The 16,115-nt window shown below is 64.5% G+C and carries 15 protein-coding genes, 1 tRNA gene and 1 pseudogene; 7 read left to right on the forward strand and 10 right to left on the reverse strand.

The annotated features are described in order from the left end of the window. Positions 1 to 26 precede the first annotated feature (26 nt). Positions 27 to 611 (forward strand): thermonuclease family protein, encoded by a 585-nt coding sequence (locus tag ACZ1G0_RS06665; RefSeq protein WP_472736231.1) that lies wholly within the window; start codon positions 27 to 29, stop codon positions 609 to 611. 91 nt (positions 612 to 702) lie between these two features. Next, complete coding sequence (locus tag ACZ1G0_RS06670) at positions 703 to 933, forward strand: YdcH family protein (RefSeq protein WP_472736232.1); 231 nt, start codon at positions 703 to 705, stop codon at positions 931 to 933. A 129-nt stretch (positions 934 to 1,062) separates the two neighbouring features. Here the strand turns inward: ACZ1G0_RS06670 and ACZ1G0_RS06675 are convergent. The 8 genes from ACZ1G0_RS06675 to ACZ1G0_RS06710 all read right to left on the reverse strand — a co-directional run bounded on the left by ACZ1G0_RS06675 (position 1,063) and on the right by ACZ1G0_RS06710 (position 8,692). After that, a tRNA-Glu gene (locus tag ACZ1G0_RS06675) sits at positions 1,063 to 1,137 on the reverse strand. Positions 1,138 to 1,243: 106 nt separating this feature from the next. Further along, complete coding sequence (gene recJ, locus ACZ1G0_RS06680; RefSeq protein WP_472736233.1) at positions 1,244 to 2,989, reverse strand: single-stranded-DNA-specific exonuclease RecJ; 1,746 nt, start codon at positions 2,987 to 2,989, stop codon at positions 1,244 to 1,246. After that, positions 2,989 to 3,948 carry a class II fructose-bisphosphatase gene (gene glpX / locus ACZ1G0_RS06685; RefSeq protein WP_472736234.1) on the reverse strand — a complete coding sequence of 320 codons (960 nt, stop codon included), beginning with the start codon at positions 3,946 to 3,948 and terminating at the stop codon, positions 2,989 to 2,991. Before glpX ends, recJ begins: the two co-directional genes overlap by 1 nt. A gap of 28 nt (positions 3,949 to 3,976) precedes the next feature. Further along, positions 3,977 to 5,263, reverse strand: a complete 1,287-nt coding sequence (locus tag ACZ1G0_RS06690; protein ID WP_472736235.1) for a homoserine dehydrogenase — start codon at positions 5,261 to 5,263, stop codon at positions 3,977 to 3,979. 496 nt (positions 5,264 to 5,759) lie between these two features. Beyond that, positions 5,760 to 6,470, reverse strand: coding sequence for an HNH endonuclease (locus tag ACZ1G0_RS06695; RefSeq protein WP_472736236.1), 711 nt, complete (start codon positions 6,468 to 6,470; stop codon positions 5,760 to 5,762). Between the two features lie 182 nt (positions 6,471 to 6,652). After that, positions 6,653 to 7,948 (reverse strand): serine hydroxymethyltransferase, encoded by a 1,296-nt coding sequence (gene glyA / locus ACZ1G0_RS06700; protein WP_472736237.1) that lies wholly within the window; start codon positions 7,946 to 7,948, stop codon positions 6,653 to 6,655. A 157-nt stretch (positions 7,949 to 8,105) separates the two neighbouring features. Beyond that, positions 8,106 to 8,549: a hypothetical protein gene (locus ACZ1G0_RS06705; protein WP_472737835.1), complete on the reverse strand. Its 444-nt coding sequence runs from the start codon at positions 8,547 to 8,549 to the stop codon at positions 8,106 to 8,108. After that, positions 8,510 to 8,692, reverse strand: a complete 183-nt coding sequence (locus ACZ1G0_RS06710; RefSeq protein ID WP_472736238.1) for a hypothetical protein — start codon at positions 8,690 to 8,692, stop codon at positions 8,510 to 8,512. The genes ACZ1G0_RS06705 and ACZ1G0_RS06710 overlap by 40 nt, the downstream gene beginning before the upstream one ends. Positions 8,693 to 8,836: 144 nt before the next feature. Here ACZ1G0_RS06710 and ACZ1G0_RS06715 point away from each other — a divergent pair. Beyond that, a pseudogene (locus tag ACZ1G0_RS06715) lies at positions 8,837 to 9,602 on the forward strand (NAD kinase). A gap of 72 nt (positions 9,603 to 9,674) precedes the next feature. Here ACZ1G0_RS06715 and ACZ1G0_RS06720 read toward each other — a convergent pair. Both ACZ1G0_RS06720 and ACZ1G0_RS06725 read right to left on the reverse strand, forming a co-directional pair. Continuing rightward, positions 9,675 to 10,418: a laminin B domain-containing protein gene (locus tag ACZ1G0_RS06720; RefSeq protein WP_472736239.1), complete on the reverse strand. Its 744-nt coding sequence runs from the start codon at positions 10,416 to 10,418 to the stop codon at positions 9,675 to 9,677. Beyond that, entirely contained in the window at positions 10,393 to 10,890 is a 498-nt protein-coding gene (locus tag ACZ1G0_RS06725; RefSeq protein WP_472736240.1) for a hypothetical protein, read from the reverse strand. The genes ACZ1G0_RS06720 and ACZ1G0_RS06725 overlap by 26 nt, the downstream gene beginning before the upstream one ends. 288 nt (positions 10,891 to 11,178) lie before the next feature. Here ACZ1G0_RS06725 and ACZ1G0_RS06730 point away from each other — a divergent pair, with 288 nt between their 5' ends. The 4 genes from ACZ1G0_RS06730 to ACZ1G0_RS06745 all read left to right on the forward strand — a co-directional run bounded on the left by ACZ1G0_RS06730 (position 11,179) and on the right by ACZ1G0_RS06745 (position 16,084). Continuing rightward, a complete protein-coding gene (locus ACZ1G0_RS06730) occupies positions 11,179 to 13,452 on the forward strand; it encodes an NADP-dependent malic enzyme (RefSeq protein ID WP_472736241.1) in 2,274 nt (757 codons plus the stop codon). An 83-nt stretch (positions 13,453 to 13,535) separates the two neighbouring features. Continuing rightward, positions 13,536 to 14,882, forward strand: coding sequence for a 3-phosphoshikimate 1-carboxyvinyltransferase (gene aroA, locus ACZ1G0_RS06735; RefSeq protein ID WP_472736242.1), 1,347 nt, complete (start codon positions 13,536 to 13,538; stop codon positions 14,880 to 14,882). After that, a complete protein-coding gene (cmk, locus tag ACZ1G0_RS06740) occupies positions 14,879 to 15,502 on the forward strand; it encodes a (d)CMP kinase (RefSeq protein ID WP_472736243.1) in 624 nt (207 codons plus the stop codon). Before aroA ends, cmk begins: the two co-directional genes overlap by 4 nt. A 51-nt stretch (positions 15,503 to 15,553) precedes the next feature. Next, complete coding sequence (locus tag ACZ1G0_RS06745; RefSeq protein ID WP_472736244.1) at positions 15,554 to 16,084, forward strand: hypothetical protein; 531 nt, start codon at positions 15,554 to 15,556, stop codon at positions 16,082 to 16,084. Positions 16,085 to 16,115: the final 31 nt, after the last annotated feature.

The following is a 16,115-nucleotide window of genomic DNA, read 5'->3' on the forward strand; positions in this document are numbered from 1 at the left end:
CCGCGCAGGCGGAAACCGTTACCGGGGTGTTAACCTTTGGGGATGGTGACAACGTGCGGATCAATGGCGGTGAAAGCCTGCGCCTGGCCGGTATCGACGCCTATGAACGGGACCAGACCTGCCTGACAGATCAGGGCACATCTTTCCCCTGCGGCCAATGGGTCATGCGTCATGTGCAAAACCTGTTCGATGGCAGCCAAGCGACGTGCCACTGGACCCGCCGGGGCGGCTATGGTCGCCCGCTGGCAACTTGTACGGTCAACGGACAGGATCTGGGTGCTTTTCTGGTCTCCGAAGGGTTTGCGCGCACATATCGCGACAGCCAGACCTATGCGACCGAGGAAAAGGCAGCGATCCTGCTGGAACGGGGGCTATGGGCTTTCTCGGGAACTGACCCGGCCTTGCACCGCGCCGCCAAACGCCGGGCAGGGACCCCCGCGCCCGACGCGGCTTGCGCGATTAAGGGCAACATCAGCAGCGGCGGCCGCATCTATCACCGCCCCGGGCAGCGGGATTATGCCGCCACCCGTATCAATCCCGCACGGGGCGAGCGTTGGTTCTGCAGCGAAGCCGAGGCGCGCCAAGCCGGTTGGCGTCCCGCGCGCAGATAACTTGCCTAAAAAACGTGTCATTTGATGTCCGTCAAAGCACGGCCTGTCCCGGCGTGGCAGCCTTAGGCATAACCAATCAGAGAGGGCTACCATGTCGCACACACCGCACGAACTCCACGAGGAATTTCCGCAGGCGGTTGCCAAGATCAGTGATCTGAAAACCAGTGACGCGCATTTCGCAAAACTGGCAGAGGCGTATCATACCGTGAACCGGGCGATCCATCGGACCGAAACCGGGGTGGAGCCTGTGGCGGACAGTGCCGAGACACAAATGCGCCGGGAACGGATGCAGTTGAAAGATCAAATCGCCGCATATCTCTAGCACCGACGGCCATGTGCTGACCCACGCATAAACCTGCCCGCGCGCGTCCCGTCCGCGGGCAGATGCCGAACGCTGCCGCACTTCGCGCCGAACCCAAGGTCAGAGTGCGCTATGGCAATGTTTCGAAAGTGGCAGCCCGTAGGGGAATCGAACCCCTCTTTCCAGGTTGAAAACCTGGCGTCCTAACCGATAGACGAACGGGCCACTCTGTGAGGGGGTGATTAAGGAAAGCGGCCTGCTGCTGCAAGGGAAAAATCACCCTGATGCGGTTTTTCTGAACCGCTTCGGCCCGGTCGTCCAATCCGTCCGTTTAGGCCACGCTGGCGTCTTCAACGCGCAGTTGCGGGGTCTGGCGACCGCCCCATGTGTTGATCTCTAGTCGCCCGGCAAAGTGCATGGGCGCGCCCTTGGCAGCCCCCACAGCCGCAGCGATTCCATTGTCGGCAGCGCCAAAGGCGATGGCGTCCAGCCGGGTTGGGCCACCGTCCGATAGGGTCAGCTTCAGGTGGCCTTGGCCCACGGGTTTGGCGAATTTGACCCGCACGTCGGGAATGGCAAAGCGGGGGGCGCGGGCGCCTTGGCCGAAGGGGCCTGCAAGCTCAAGCTGGGTGATCAGGTCTGGGGTGATGGCCCCGGGCATTAGCACGCCATCCAGCCGCAGGTCGGACGGTCCCGCGTCCCCGGCGCCCTGTCGGGCCAGAAGGTCGGCCAGTCGGTCCATTGCGGCCTCCAGCTTGCCCTCGGCCACGGTCAGGCCGGCCGCCATACGGTGCCCCCCGCCTTTGATCAACAGCCCCTCGGCGGCGAGGCGCTGGATGCTGGCCCCAAGGTCCACGCCTGCGATGGACCGGCCAGAGCCCTTGCCTTCGCCGTCCGCCATGCCGATGACGACAGCGGGGCGATTTGTGGCCTCTTTCAAGCGGCTGGCGACGATGCCGACCACGCCCGGGTGCCAGCCATCCCCTGCGGCCCAGACAAGGGGCGCGTCCAGCCCGCGTGCCTCGGCCTGTGCGAGGGCCGCGTCGCGGACCCGCGCCTCGATGTCCCGGCGTTCTGTGTTCAGTACATCCAGCCGTTCGGCCAGTGCCGCCGCCTCGTGCGGATCGGCGGTGGACAGCAGACGCGCTCCAAGGTCCGCTGCCCCGATGCGCCCGCCTGCGTTGACCCGTGGGCCCAGAAGGAACCCAAGATGATAGGGGGTCGGGGCCGTGTCCATGCGTGCCGCGTCCGAAAGGGCGGTCAGGCCGGGGCGGGCACGCCGGGCCATGACGGTCAGGCCTTGGCGCACCAGCGCGCGGTTCACGCCGGTCAGGGGGGCCACATCCGCCACGGTGGCCAGCGCCACCAGATCCAGCATCGCCATCAGGTCCGGCCCGCGTGCGCCCGCCGCGCGCATCTGGCGGCCCGCCTCGACCAAACACAGGAACACCACCGCCGCGGCGCACAGGTGGCCCAGATCGCCCGTCTCGTCCTGTCGGTTGGGGTTTACCACGGCCAGCGCGGGGGGCAGTGTCTCGCCGCCAAGGTGGTGGTCCAGCACGACGACATCCGCCAGCCCCGTGGCCGCCGCCAACGCCTCGTGGGACAGGGTGCCGCAATCCACGCATAGGATCAGGTCGTGGTCGCGGGCCAGTTGGCCGATCGCCTCGGGGTTGGGGCCGTAGCCTTCGTCGATACGGTCGGGCACATAGAGCGTCGCTTGGCGATCCAGCGCCCGCAACCACCAGATCAGCAGCGCCGCAGACGACCCGCCGTCCACGTCATAATCGGCAAAGATTGCAATGCGTTGACCCTTTTGCGCGGCCTCCACAAGGCGGGCGGCTGCAGCCTCCATGTCGCGCAGGGTGCGCGGATCGGGCAGCAGGTCGCGCAGCTTGGGCTCCAGAAACGCCTCCACCTCTGACGCGTCGACCCCGCGCCGGGCGAGGTGACGGCACAGGGCGTGGGGCAGGTCGGTGACTTGGCGCAAAGCCTCGGCGGCGCGGTCCTGTTCGTCGGTCAACCCGACCCAGGCCCGCCCCGTGGCCGATGCGTCAACGCCAAGAACGTGCGTCATCACACGGGGTTGCGGTAGGTCATGCGCCGCACGGATCCGGTCTTGGAGCGCATGAGGATCGTCTCGGTGGTTAGATAGCCGACCTCGCGCTTGATGCCCCGCACGATGGAGCCGTCCGTGACGCCGGTGGCGGCAAAGATCACATCTTGCGTCACCATCTCGTCCCGGCTGTAGATCTTGTCGAAATCGGTGATCCCGATCTTGGCCGCGCGGGCCCGTTCGTCGTCGTTGCGAAAGACGGGGCGGCCCCACATCTGTCCACCCATGCATTTCAGCGCGGCGGCCGCCAAAACGCCCTCGGGCGCGCCGCCTTGGCCCATGTACATATCAATGCCGGTGATGGCCGGTTCGGCGCAGTGCATCACACCCGCCACGTCCCCATCGGTGATCAGGCGGATGGCGGCACCGGTGGCGCGCACCTCGGCAATCATGTCCTCGTGCCGGGGGCGTTCCAGAATGCAGACGGTGATGTCCGACGGCTTGCCGCCCTTGGCTTTGGCCAGCGCCTCGATCCGTTGGGTGGGGGTCATTTCAAGGCTGACCACATCCGTGGGATAGCCCGGGCCAATGGCCAGCTTGTCCATGTAGGTGTCGGGCGCATGCAGCATGGACCCGCGGGGCCCCATGGCGATCACGGTCAGCGCGTTGGGCATGTCCTTGGCGGTCAGTGTTGTGCCCTCCAGCGGGTCAAGGGCGATGTCCACGCCGGGGCCGTTGCCGGTGCCCACCTCTTCGCCGATGAACAGCATGGGGGCCTCGTCCCGCTCTCCCTCCCCGATGACGACGACGCCCGCGATGTCGAGCTTGTTGAGCTGTTCGCGCATGGCGTTCACGGCGGCCTGATCGGCGGCCTTCTCGTCCCCGCGTCCGATCAGTTCGGCGCTGGCGATGGCGGCTTGTTCCGCCACGCGGGCCAAACCAAGAGAGAGCATGCGGTCGTTGAAATCGGTCTTGGCCATGGGGTCTTCCTTTGGTGTCACGCCTTGATCAGACGTTTTGAATTTTCAATGCGACTGGGGTGTCCGCCACTTCGGCGCGGCCTGACAGCACGTCGAGCGCTGCGGCCAGATCGGTTGGTGCGCAAGGATGCGTGACGATTAGCACGGGGGCGGTGGGTTCTTCGTGCCCGTATTGGCGCATCCGGTCGATAGAGATCCCGGCCTCCCCCAGCACCGTCGCAACAGAGGCCAGCGCCCCGGGTTGGTCGTGCAGGTGCAGGCGCAGGTAGTAGGCACTGGCGGTCTGGCTGGTGGCGGTGGACATAGGGGTCAGGTCTGCGGCGGGTACACCGAACACCGGCAAGGACAGCCCGCGGGCAAGGTCGCATACATCGCCCATCACAGCGCTGGCCGTAGGCCCTTCGCCAGCCCCGGCACCGCGCAGCACGATCTGTCCCACGGCGTCGCCTTCCAGCACCACCATGTTGGTGCCGCCCTCCAGCTGTCCCAGCGGGGACGTGGCGGGGACAAGGCAGGGGGTCATGGATTGCTCCAGTCCTGCGTCGGTCAGCTGCGCCACCCCCAACAGTTTGATCCGGTAACCCATGTCGCCCGCGCGGGTGATATCCTCGATGGTCACGGCGTCGATGCCCTGCAGGGTGACGGCGTCGAAATTGACTTGCGTTCCGAAGGCGATGGCCGACAGCAGGGCCAGCTTGTGGCCCGCGTCGATGCCGCCCACATCCAAGGTTGGATCCGCCTCTACGTAGCCCAGACCGTCCGCCTCGGCAAAGGCCTCGTCATAGGTCAGTCCGGCCCCTTCCATGCGCGTCAGGATGTAGTTGCATGTGCCGTTCATCACGCCCGCCACCCGGGTAATACGGTTGCCCGCCAGCCCCTCGGTCAGGGATTTGATCACCGGGATGCCGCCTGCCACGGCCGCCTCGAACCGGATGGTCGTTCCGTTTTCCTCGGCCAATTCAGCAAGGTGCTGGCCATGCACCGCCAGCATCGCCTTGTTGGCGGTGACAACGGGGATACCGCGCGCAAGGGCGGCCTCGGTCGCGGCCTTGGCGGGGCCATCGGTGCCGCCCATAAGTTCGACAAACAGGTCCACGTCGTCGCGTTTGGCGAGCGCTACGGGGTCGTCTTCCCATGCGTAGCCCGACAGATCCACACCCCGGTCGCGGCCCTTGGTCCGGGCGGACACGGCCGAAATCGCGATCCGCTTGCCGCTGCGCGCGGCCAGCATATCCCCATGATCCTGAACGATTTTCACAACGCCAATGCCCACGGTGCCCAGACCTGCAATCCCAAGGCGCAAGGTGTTCGTCATATCGGTCTCTCCGGTTGGGGGGTGGTGTTGGCTCTTGCCTTACCCCATGGCCGCGCGCGCTGCAATGCGACCCCGTGGGGTCACGGCTGCTGTTTGCGCAACCACGCGGCGCGCGCCTGCAACCGGGCGACGCGGGCGGCGAGGGAGGGGGCGTTTGCGCGGTGCTGGCGGGCAGGGTGGCCAGCAAGGGGGGAGGGCGACCAGTTCGGGGTAGGGGGCATCCTGGGCCTGCGCGGAAACGGTGCCGTCCACATCGGGCAATTCGGCGCAAGCGCTCAGCACCAAAAGCCCCAGACCCGCTGCCCATTGCGCTGCATTCATGCCGTCCTCGCCCCAAAGGTTTGCGTCGCAACAGGGGTACACCCCCGTACACCTCCTGTACACCCCCGTAGATGCACGGGGGGCTTTGGGCTCAAAAGCGGATTATGGGGCGCGGCGTGTTCAAATAGGATAGGCAGGGTGCGTTAGCGGAACGTCTTCAGGGCACCGAGTGCTATTAGAGTAAAACAGGTGGGCGCACATCCGCACCTTTCCCGCGATTGCAATCGAAACAGAGTGTTTGAAGGTTGTCCAAGTCATCTGTGCCACCTTTTGAAACCGGCACAATGTGATCGACCTCCAAAACGCCGTTTTGCTTTGCCGAGATGCCGCAGATCACGCACCTGCGACTATCTCGTTCTAACACTTCAAATCGACGTTTAGGATTGAGACCAGATCGGCGTGCGGTTGAGCGTATCTTGCAAGGGTACTCTTGTGCGACTGGATCACCCCAATCAATTGCATTGCGCGGGTGCAGTTCAGCCCGACGCCAGCGGTTCACGTTTTGCGCAAGTTCATCTAATTGATCGCAGGCCTTTGCGTTGTGTTGGAGCAGCGCGCGTGCAGCGTGCAAGCCATGATCGTAACCACGTCGGTAGCACTGTTCTTCGGCCGGAGTATTCTCGCCTCCCGCATCGCTTTTGTACTCTGCGTTTTTGGGACGTAATTTTGATGCGCGGAACGTCAGCTTCGTATCCTCAGTTTCCCAAGGAACAGTCCAATTGTCTGATCGGCAGACATCGCGCAACAGGTCTTCAAGCCGGTCCTCCGTCTCAAAGTCTACGCTTAGGCCCACGAGTTTATCAAAATTCTGCACCACCGTGTCTGGCGGAGCCAAGGCCATCAAGTTTTTGCGAAATTGCGAAATTTGCTTTGCAGTCAAAGGCATTTGTGGAGTGCTCCTTCTAGCCGATGAATGTCAGGTGCGCCAGACTTAGAGGTGTAGACATGCCGGGGGTTTGTTTTGCGGTGTTCACGTCATAACTTTGGACGGTGTTACACTCAATTAAAAACGCCCCGACCGTCGGGCCGGGGCGCGGATCAGTAGGGTGGGACTTGTCCCACCGCCCCCTACAGATCGGGGTAGATGGGGAAGCGGTCGCACATCGCTTGCACGCGGGCGCGGACCGATGCCTCCACCTCGGCGTTGCCGTCCTCGCCATTGGCGGCAAGGCCGTTTACGACCTCCACGATCAGGTCCCCGATTTCGCGGAACTCAGGTTCCCCGAACCCGCGTGTGGTCCCTGCGGGGGACCCAAGGCGGATACCGCTGGTGACCATGGGGCTTTCAGTGTCAAACGGGATGCCGTTCTTGTTGCAGGTGATGTGCGCGCGGCCCAAAGCCTTCTCGGTGGCGTTGCCCTTCACGCCCGCCGGGCGCAGGTCCACCAGCATCAGGTGCGTGTCGGTGCCCCCCGTGACGATATCAAGGCCGCCCTTGTGCAACTGATCGGCCAGGGCCTGGGCGTTGGCGATCACTTGAGTCTGGTAGTCCTTGAAGCCCGGCTGCAACGCCTCGCCAAAGGCCACGGCCTTGCCGGCGATGACATGCATCAGCGGCCCGCCCTGGATGCCGGGGAAGATGGCGGAGTTGAATTTCTTGGCCAGCGTCTCGTCATTGGTCAGGATCATGCCGCCGCGGGGGCCGCGCAGGGTCTTATGCGTCGTCGTGGTGGCCGCATGGGCGTGGGGGAAGGGCGAGGGGTAGTGGCCCGATGCCACCAGACCAGCAAAGTGCGCCATGTCCACCAGAAGGAAGGCGCCCACGCTGTCGGCAATCTCGCGCATCCGCGCAAAGTCGATGACGCGGGGGATGGCGGACCCGCCGGCGATGATCATCTGGGGTTTGTGTTCGGCGGCTAAGCTTGCCACCTGATCGTAGTCCAGCAGCAGGTCATCCTCGCGCACGCCGTATTGCACGGCGTTGAACCATTTGCCCGACTGGTTGGGCTTTGCGCCGTGGGTCAGGTGCCCGCCTGCATCAAGGGACATGCCAAGGATGGTGTCACCGGGTTTCAAGATCGCCTGAAACACACCCTGGTTGGCTTGAGAGCCAGAATTGGGCTGTACATTGGCAAAGCCGCAGCCGAACAGATCTTTCGCCCGGTCAATGGCAAGGTTCTCGGCCACGTCCACGTATTGGCACCCGCCGTAGTAGCGGCGACCCGGATAGCCTTCGGCGTATTTGTTGGTCAGGACAGAGCCTTGGGCTTCCATCACCGCGCGGGATACGATGTTTTCCGAGGCGATCAACTCGATCTCGTCGCGCTGGCGGCCCAGCTCGTGCGTCATGGCGGCAAACAGCTCTGGGTCGCTGTCGGCAATGGGCGTGGTGAAGAACCCGGGGGTGCGGTGCGGGGCATTCATGGCAGTCTCCTCAACTAGGCTTGAGCGCGGTATAGTGCCCGGCCTATGCCATGGGAAGGGTGGAAAGCGTCATGATAATCATGTGACGCGTCACTTTCGGCTGCAATCGGAGCGGATCGGAACGCGCCGGATGCAAAGTGCGCGACACGCCGCCGCGTCAGAGCAAGCCGCGGTCGATCATTTCGCTTTCATAGACATCCACAGTCGCGATGAAACGGTCGCGTTCGTTTTGGAGGAACGTAATATAGGCCCCCGCGTCGCCGCCCAGGCTGTCGATTGCGTCTTGGTTCTGTTGCTCGGAGAAGCCGAAGATGGCCGTGAAATCGGCTGCGGTGGCGGTATTGGGGTCAAGGGCGCTCAACTGCGCCTTTTCGCTTTCCCACCGCGGGACGCCGGTTGTCAGTTGCCAGTTGTAGGAGCTGATGAGCGAGTCGTCCGTACGATCTTTTGCGGCATCGATAATGCCCTTGCACAGCTCTTGCCCGGAGGAGAAGGCATTGTGAACATTGTCCGGCTTGGAGTTGAACATCGTTTCCACCGTTCCGCAGAACTCCCGATGGTTCATCGTCTCGAAACTTGTGAGGATGATCTGGTTTGACATCGCGTTCGCTGTGTCCGTCGAGACGTCCTCCACCCCCCGGAGATCACGACGTTTGCCGCAAGGCCGAGGCCCACAACGGCCGCCGTCAGAACGACCCAGTCCACAGTGACGGCACCGCTCTCGCATGTCAGAATATCATTCATGGTGTGGCTCCTGTGTTTTTTCCACTCATCGGCATCAAATGAGGCCAAAGTTGGGAAGGGGCCGGGCAAAATCTGGCCCGCATAGTTCCTTGTCAGGTTGGCCTGTTTGTGGTCTCGGGGTAGAAGGCCAGAAAGGAAACCACCATGCCAGCCGCCCGCAACATCTGTTTTCTGGCCTCCAACGCCCCCGATGCCCAAGAGGCATTGGCCGCGCTGACCGCGCGCTATGGCCAGCACCCCCTCGGACGCCGATGTGATCGTGGCGCTTGGGGGCGATGGGTTCATGCTGGAAACCCTGCACGGCACCATGGGGCTGGACGCGCCGGTCTACGGGATGAACCGGGGCACGGTGGGCTTTCTGATGAACGAATTTGCCTTGGACGGTCTTGTCGCGCGGCTGGAGGCGGCGGAGGAGGCGGTGACCAACCCGCTGGCCATGCGCGCTTGGGACAAGGACGGGGGCGAGGTTGCGGCGCTCGCGATCAACGAGGTGGCCCTGCTGCGCGAGGGGCCGCAAGCCGCCAAGTTGCGGATCAGTGTGGATGGCCGCGTGCGTATGGAAGAATTGGTCTGCGACGGCTGTCTGGTGGCGACGCCTGCGGGGTCCACGGCCTATAACTACAGCGCCCACGGCCCGATCCTGCCCATTGGGGCGGACGTGCTGGCCCTGACGGCGATGGCCGCATTCCGGCCCCGGCGCTGGCGCGGGGCGCTGCTGCCCAAACGCGCGGTGGTGCGGTTCGACGTGCTGGACGCGGACAAACGCCCCGTGCGGGCGGATACGGATTCGGGATCGGTCAGCGATGTGGTGCGCGTCGAAGTCCGCACAGAGCCTTTGGTCGCCCACCGCCTGTTGTTCGACCCGGGCCATGGTCTGGAAGAACGTCTGCTGCGCGAACAGTTCACCTGACCAAACGGAGCGGCTGCGCCGCACGCCATGCTTGGGTTTGGCACCCCTTGGCGGGCGATTGTACGCAGGTCCCTAGGGGTCGCGGAAATCCAGACCGGTGCGGCGATGGGTGACATACATGTTGTCGATGCCGATGGTCTCGTCGCCGTGGAAATGCTCGCCCCGCATCTCGAAGGTGTCCACGTCGCCCAGCACTTGCGCCATGGCCACATCCGTGACCGGATCGCCGTTCAGGGTCCAGCCCGGGGTGTCTGCGGTCAGGGTGACGTTGAAGGTGGTCCATGTCCCGGATCCCGGGGTCTGGGCACTGGTGTAGGTCAGGACATCGCCATTGCCGGCGGTGATTTGAAACAAGGGTTCCGTCGCGCCGTGGGCGGATTGATTGCCCCCGGCAAAGACACCCAGATCAAAGGTGATGCTGTCGCCCATCAGCGCGGTCTGATCGCCTTGGAAATCCACGCCCAGATCCAACATGTCCAGAACGCCTGCGTCATCCACAAGCTCGATATACCCCGGCGTGCCGTCAGACCCGCCCGTGGTGCGGAAGGTGACGGTGCCGCCCAGGGACATCTGCATCTGCCGGTGATCCACAAGGGTCTGATAGGTCGGCCCGTCGTCCCCGTAAAACGAGGTGGCGATGCCGTTGCGTTTGAGCTGGGTGGTGATGGCCTCCGACTGTACGGACAGACCGCCAGACACGACGCCCGCCGTGGCCAGGCCAAGCCCCACAAGGGCGGCCGTCAGCACGACCCAGTCAACCGTGACCGCGCCGCTGTCGGAGGTGAAAAACTTAGCCCTGTGGGTCATCAACGACATTTCCATCGCCATCGGTCCAGATGGTCTCCCATTCACTGTTCAAGCCGATGGTGTGCTCGGAGCCGTCGTAGTGCACCTCGGTGCGGTAGGGTTGGCCGCCGTTGTGCACGATGGATTTGGTCCATTCGGTGCCGTCCGACATCTGGTAGGTAAAGGTGGCGCCCGCCTTTTGGATATCGCAACTCGACACCACGGTGTCGCCGGGTTGAGGTTCGATAAAGGCCTGCGTGGGGGTGCACAGTTCATAGTCGACGCCATCACCGATCATGATGATGTTGCCGACCTCGGGGGCGTGGTTGAAGCTGGAGTTGATGATGTGATGGCTCGACAGTTGGTCCTTGATGTCGGTGGTGGTGTCTTCGACGCCGCTGGACACAGTCGACAGTGTCGCAAGGCCAAGGCCCACAAGGGCGGCCGTCAGAACGACCCAATCGACCGTAACGGCACCGGAGTCGGATTGTACGAAAGACATGTCAAAGATCCTTTGGGTCGCGGTTTTCCAGAGTAAACCGGCAAATTTGGGCAAATTTTAGGCAAAGGTCGGGGTGTGATTTGCCGGCTTTTGCAGAAAGTCTTGGACGATTTGCGATGAAATCAGCGCGGCGCTAAATTTTCTTGCATTTTTACAATGGCTTAAGGCGAAAAGATCAAGGCCCGGGTGGGGCGAGAGGTCGCGTACACCCATCTGGTGCGCAGGCAACGTTTCCCTTAGGAAACGCAAGTGATTTAACGTTGAACTATCTGCTGGGAGGCACGGGCCATGGACGACGCACAGACGAATTTGCGCCAAGCGGCGCTGGATTATCACGCCGAGGGCAAACCCGGAAAGCTGGAGATCCGCGCCACCAAGCCGCTGGCCAACGGCCGCGATCTGGCCCGCGCCTATTCCCCGGGCGTCGCCGAGGCCTGCACCGAGATCGTCGCCAACCCCGCCGACGCGGCCAAATACACCGCACGCGGCAACCTTGTGGCCGTGGTCACCAACGGCTCGGCGGTGCTGGGGCTGGGCAACATCGGGGCGCTGGCCAGCAAACCGGTGATGGAGGGCAAGGCCGTCCTGTTCAAGAAATTCGCCAACATCGACTGTTTCGACATCGAGTTGAACGAAAGCGATCCCGAACGTCTGGCCGATATCGTCTGCGCGCTGGAGCCGACCTTTGGCGCCATCAACCTTGAGGACATCAAGGCCCCCGATTGTTTCATCGTCGAAAAGCTGTGCCGAGAGCGGATGAACATCCCCGTGTTCCACGACGACCAGCACGGCACGGCGATTGTGGTGGGGGCCGCGGCCCTGAACGCCCTGCGCGTGGTGGGCAAGGACTGGGCCGATATCAAGGTCGTGTCCACGGGCGGCGGGGCGGCGGGCATCGCCTGTCTGAACATGCTGCTGGCCCTCGGTGTGCGGCGCGAGAATGTCTGGCTGTGCGACATCGACGGGCTGGTCTATCATGGGCGCGAGGCCTCCATGACCCCGCAAAAGGCCGAATATGCCCAAGGCGATCGCCCTGCGACCCTGGACGATGTGATCGGCGGCGCGGATCTGTTTCTGGGCCTGTCGGGGCCCGGGGTGCTGAAGCCCGAGATGGTCGCCAAGATGGCCCCGCGTCCGATTGTCTTTGCCCTGGCCAACCCCATGCCCGAAATCCTGCCCGATGCGGTGCGGGCCGTGGCCCCGGATGCCCTGATCGCCACGGGGCGGTCGGACTTTCCCAACCAAGTCAACAACGTGCTGTGCTTCCCGTTCATCTTCCGCGGCGCGCTGGACGTGGGCGCGACCGAGATCAACGAGGCCATGAAGATCGGCTGCGTCGAAGGCATCGCCGCCATGGCCCGCGCCACCACCAGCGCCGAGGCGGCGGCGGCCTACGCCGGTGAACAGCTGACCTTCGGGGCGGATTACCTGATCCCAAAACCCTTTGACCCGCGCCTGATGGGCGTCGTTGCCAGTGCCGTGGCCAAGGCGGCGATGGAATCGGGCGTGGCGACCAAGACCCTGGACCTGGAGGCCTACAAGGCGCAGCTGGACGGGTCGGTGTTCAAATCCGCCATGATCATGCGCCCCGTGTTTGCCGCCGCCCGGCAGGCCAGCCGCCGCATTGTCTTTGCCGAAGGGGAGGATGAGCGCGTGTTGCGCGCCGCCCAGGCGGTGATGGAGGAAACCACCGAGCAGCCGATCCTGATCGGGCGGCCCGACGTGATCAATGCGCGGGTGGAACGGGCCGGGCTCAGCCTGCGCCCGGGCGAGAACATCGAGGTGGTGAACCCCCAAAGCGACGCGCGTTACCGCGACTACTGGGAAACTTACCACACCCTGATGGCCCGCCAAGGGGTCGCCCCGGATCTGGCCCGGGCGATCATGCGGACCAACACCACCGCCATTGGGGCGGTGATGGTGCAGCGCGGTGATGCCGACAGCCTGATTTGCGGCACCTTCGGGCAGTTCCTGTGGCACTTGAACTATGTCCAGCAAGTGCTTGGAACCAATGATCTTCATCCCGTAGGCGCGCTTAGCCTGATGATCCTTGAAGACGGCCCGCTGTTCATCGCCGACACCCATGTGCATGCCGAACCTACCCCGGCCCAGATCGTGGAAACAGTCATCGGGGCCGCGCGCCACGTGCGTCGGTTCGGGGTCGCGCCCAAGATCGCCCTGTGCTCTGGCAGTCAGTTCGGCAACCTCGACAGCCGGTCTGGCCGGGTGATGCGCGAGGCCATGGCCCTGCTGGACGCCTCCGGTGTCGATTTCGAATACGAGGGCGAGATGCATGTGGACAGCGCGCTGGACCCGGACTTGCGGGCCCGCTACCTGCCATGTTCGCGCCTGACGGGGCCGGCCAATGTGCTGGTCTTTGCCAGCACGGACGGGGCCGGGGCCGCGCGCAACATCCTCAAGGCGCGCGCCGGGGGGCTGGAGGTCGGGCCGATCCTGATGGGCATGGGCAACAAGGCCCATATCGTCACCCCCTCGATCACCGCGCGCGGGCTGCTGAACATAGCCGCCCTCGCGGGCACCCCGGTGGATCACTACGGCTAGCGGCCCGATTTTTCGTACGAAAAATCGCACTGGCGCGCGCGGCGGGGCGTGGGTATCACAGGCCAAACGACAGGAGGCCCGACATGTCCGCCCATGGTGACCCCAAACCGATGACCGCGCGCGCCAGCGGGCCCTTGACCGGCACCGCTGACGTGCCCGGTGACAAATCCATTTCCCACCGCAGCCTGATCCTAGGCGCCATGGCCGTGGGCCACACAAGGGTCGAGGGCTTGCTGGAGGGCCAAGACGTGCTCGACACGGGCCGCGCCATGGCTGCCCTTGGGGCCACCGTTGAGCGAGACGACGCGGGTGTGTGGCATGTCCACGGCGTCGGCGTGGGTGGGTTCATGGAACCGGATCAGGTGATCGACTGTGGCAACTCGGGCACCGGGGTGCGGTTGATCATGGGGGCCGTGGCGACCCACGATATCAGCGTGACCTTCACCGGCGACGCCTCTTTGAACAAGCGGCCCATGGCGCGCGTCACGGACCCGCTGGCCCTGTTCGGCACCCAGGCCGTGGGCCGGTCCGGGGGGCGCCTGCCCATGACACTGGTGGGGGCGGCCACGCCCGTGCCCGTGACCTACGAGGTGCCTGTGCCCTCGGCCCAGGTCAAATCCGCGGTCCTGCTGGCCGGGTTGAACGCCCCGGGGCAAACCGTTGTTATCGAACAAGAAGCGACCCGGGATCACACGGAACGGATGCTGGCCGGTTTCGGCGCGGACATCACCGTGGAGGAGGTGGATGGCAAACGGGTGATTACCCTCAACGGTCAGCCGGAACTGACGCCCCAGCATATCGTGGTCCCCCGCGACCCCTCCAGTGCGGCGTTTCCGGTCTGTGCGGCGCTGATCGTGCCGGGCTCCGATGTGCTGGTGCCCAATATCGGCCTGAATTCCACCCGCGCCGGGCTGTTCTATACCTTGCAGGACATGGGCGCGGATCTGACCTTCGAGAACCTGCGTGAAGAAGGCGGCGAACCCGTGGCCGACCTGCGCGCCCGCTATTCCCCGGACATGCGCGGCATCGACGTGCCCCCGGAACGCGCCGCCAGCATGATCGACGAATACCCGATCCTGTCCGTGGTCGCCGCCAACGCCACAGGGCGCACCATGATGACCGGCGTGTCGGAACTGCGGGTGAAGGAATGTGACCGCATCGACGCCATGGCCAAAGGTCTGCGCGCGGCGGGTGTCACCGTGGACGAAGGCCCCGACTGGTGGTCGGTCGAGGGGGTGGGTGCGGGCAACGTGCCCGGCGGATCGTCGGCGCAGGTGTTTCTGGATCACCGCATCGCCATGTCCTTCCTGTGCTGCGGCATGGCCGCCAAGGCCCCTGTGACAGTGGACGATGCAGGCCCCATCGCCACGTCCTTCCCGATCTTCATGCCTTTGATGACCGCCCTTGGCGCGGTGATGGAGGACGCGTGACCGACGCTCCGGGCCAAAGCTTTTGCATCGCCATCGACGGCCCTGCGGCGGCGGGCAAGGGCACGATCAGCCGTGCCGTGGCCGATCATATGGGGTTTGCCCATCTGGACACGGGGTTGCTGTATCGGGCGGTGGGCAAACGCACGCTGGCCGGGGACAGGGCCGTGGCCGCCGCGCAGTCCCTGACCGCGGCTGATATCGCCGCCCCCGACCTGCGCACCCCCGCCGTGGCCCAAGCCGCCAGCAAGGTCGCCGCCGACCCGCAGGTGCGCGCGGCCCTTGTGGATTTCCAGCGCGCCTTTGCCAAAAGGGCCGGGGGCGCTGTGCTGGACGGGCGGGACATCGGTACCGTGATCTACCCCAACGCGCGGGTGAAGCTGTTTGTGACCGCCAGCCCCGAGGTGCGCGCGCAGCGCCGCTTTGCGGAACTGTCGGCCCAAGGACTGGCCCAAAGCTACGACGAAGTGCTGGAGGATGTGCGCGCCCGGGACGCCCGCGACATGGGTCGGGCCGATGCGCCCCTGCGCCCGGCGCAGGACGCTGTGACGCTGGACACAACCGCCATGGACATCGACGCGGCCATCGCCCGCGCCCTGGAAATCATCGCCGCGCGATCGTGATTTGGGAAACTTGACCTCGCGCACTAGGCTGCGGGGTAGGAGGGCCGTTCCATGATCAAACACGCCATCTTCGCCCTGTGCCTTGCCGCAGCCCCCGTGACCGCCCAAGAGGCATCTGGTCGGGCAGAGACGCCCATGACCCTGGACCGACTGGGCCAGATCATCGCCAGCGTGGACCCCGAGGCCCGGGCCGCCGGCACCCAGTTCCAACTGATCTTGCAGGATGTGCCGGTGCTGGTGGTCACGGACCCAGGTGCTGACCGTATGCGCGCCATGGTCCCCATCGGCAGTGCAGACAGCCTGACGCCCGAGGATCTGACACGCCTGATGCAGGCCAATTTCGACACCGCGCTCGATGCCCGCTATGCCGTGGCCAACGGGCGGCTGTGGGCGGTCTATATCCATCCACTGGCCGCGCTGGAACACGCGCAGTTCCTGTCCGGCTTGATCCAGACCGTGAACCTGGCCCGCACCTATGGCACCTTTTATTCCGGCGGGGCCATGTCGTTCGGCGGCGGGGACAGCGGCGCGCTGCACCGGGAATTGCTGGAGGATTTGTTGGACAAGGGCGAGGATATCTAAGCCCGCCCGAATTTTCGTACGAAAATTCGCA

The sequence above is a fragment of the Thalassobacter sp. HA4-2 genome (assembly GCF_055693705.1).

Bases quoted from the DNA above. Each gene is read 5' to 3' on its own strand.
- ACZ1G0_RS06745 (WP_472736244.1), top strand. From the start codon at position 15,554: ATGATCAAACACGCCATCTTCGCCCTGTGCCTTGCCGCAGCCCCCGTG.
- ACZ1G0_RS06710 (WP_472736238.1), bottom strand. From the start codon at position 8,692: ATGAATGATATTCTGACATGCGAGAGCGGTGCCGTCACTGTGGACTGG.
- glyA (WP_472736237.1), bottom strand. From the start codon at position 7,948: ATGAATGCCCCGCACCGCACCCCCGGGTTCTTCACCACGCCCATTGCC.
- ACZ1G0_RS06670 (WP_472736232.1), top strand. From the start codon at position 703: ATGTCGCACACACCGCACGAACTCCACGAGGAATTTCCGCAGGCGGTT.
- ACZ1G0_RS06695 (WP_472736236.1), bottom strand. From the start codon at position 6,470: ATGCCTTTGACTGCAAAGCAAATTTCGCAATTTCGCAAAAACTTGATG.
- recJ (WP_472736233.1), bottom strand. From the start codon at position 2,989: ATGACGCACGTTCTTGGCGTTGACGCATCGGCCACGGGGCGGGCCTGG.
- ACZ1G0_RS06705 (WP_472737835.1), bottom strand. From the start codon at position 8,549: ATGTCAAACCAGATCATCCTCACAAGTTTCGAGACGATGAACCATCGG.
- ACZ1G0_RS06690 (WP_472736235.1), bottom strand. From the start codon at position 5,263: ATGACGAACACCTTGCGCCTTGGGATTGCAGGTCTGGGCACCGTGGGC.
- aroA (WP_472736242.1), top strand. From the start codon at position 13,536: ATGTCCGCCCATGGTGACCCCAAACCGATGACCGCGCGCGCCAGCGGG.
- ACZ1G0_RS06720 (WP_472736239.1), bottom strand. From the start codon at position 10,418: ATGTCGTTGATGACCCACAGGGCTAAGTTTTTCACCTCCGACAGCGGC.
- glpX (WP_472736234.1), bottom strand. From the start codon at position 3,948: ATGGCCAAGACCGATTTCAACGACCGCATGCTCTCTCTTGGTTTGGCC.
- ACZ1G0_RS06725 (WP_472736240.1), bottom strand. From the start codon at position 10,890: ATGTCTTTCGTACAATCCGACTCCGGTGCCGTTACGGTCGATTGGGTC.
- ACZ1G0_RS06730 (WP_472736241.1), top strand. From the start codon at position 11,179: ATGGACGACGCACAGACGAATTTGCGCCAAGCGGCGCTGGATTATCAC.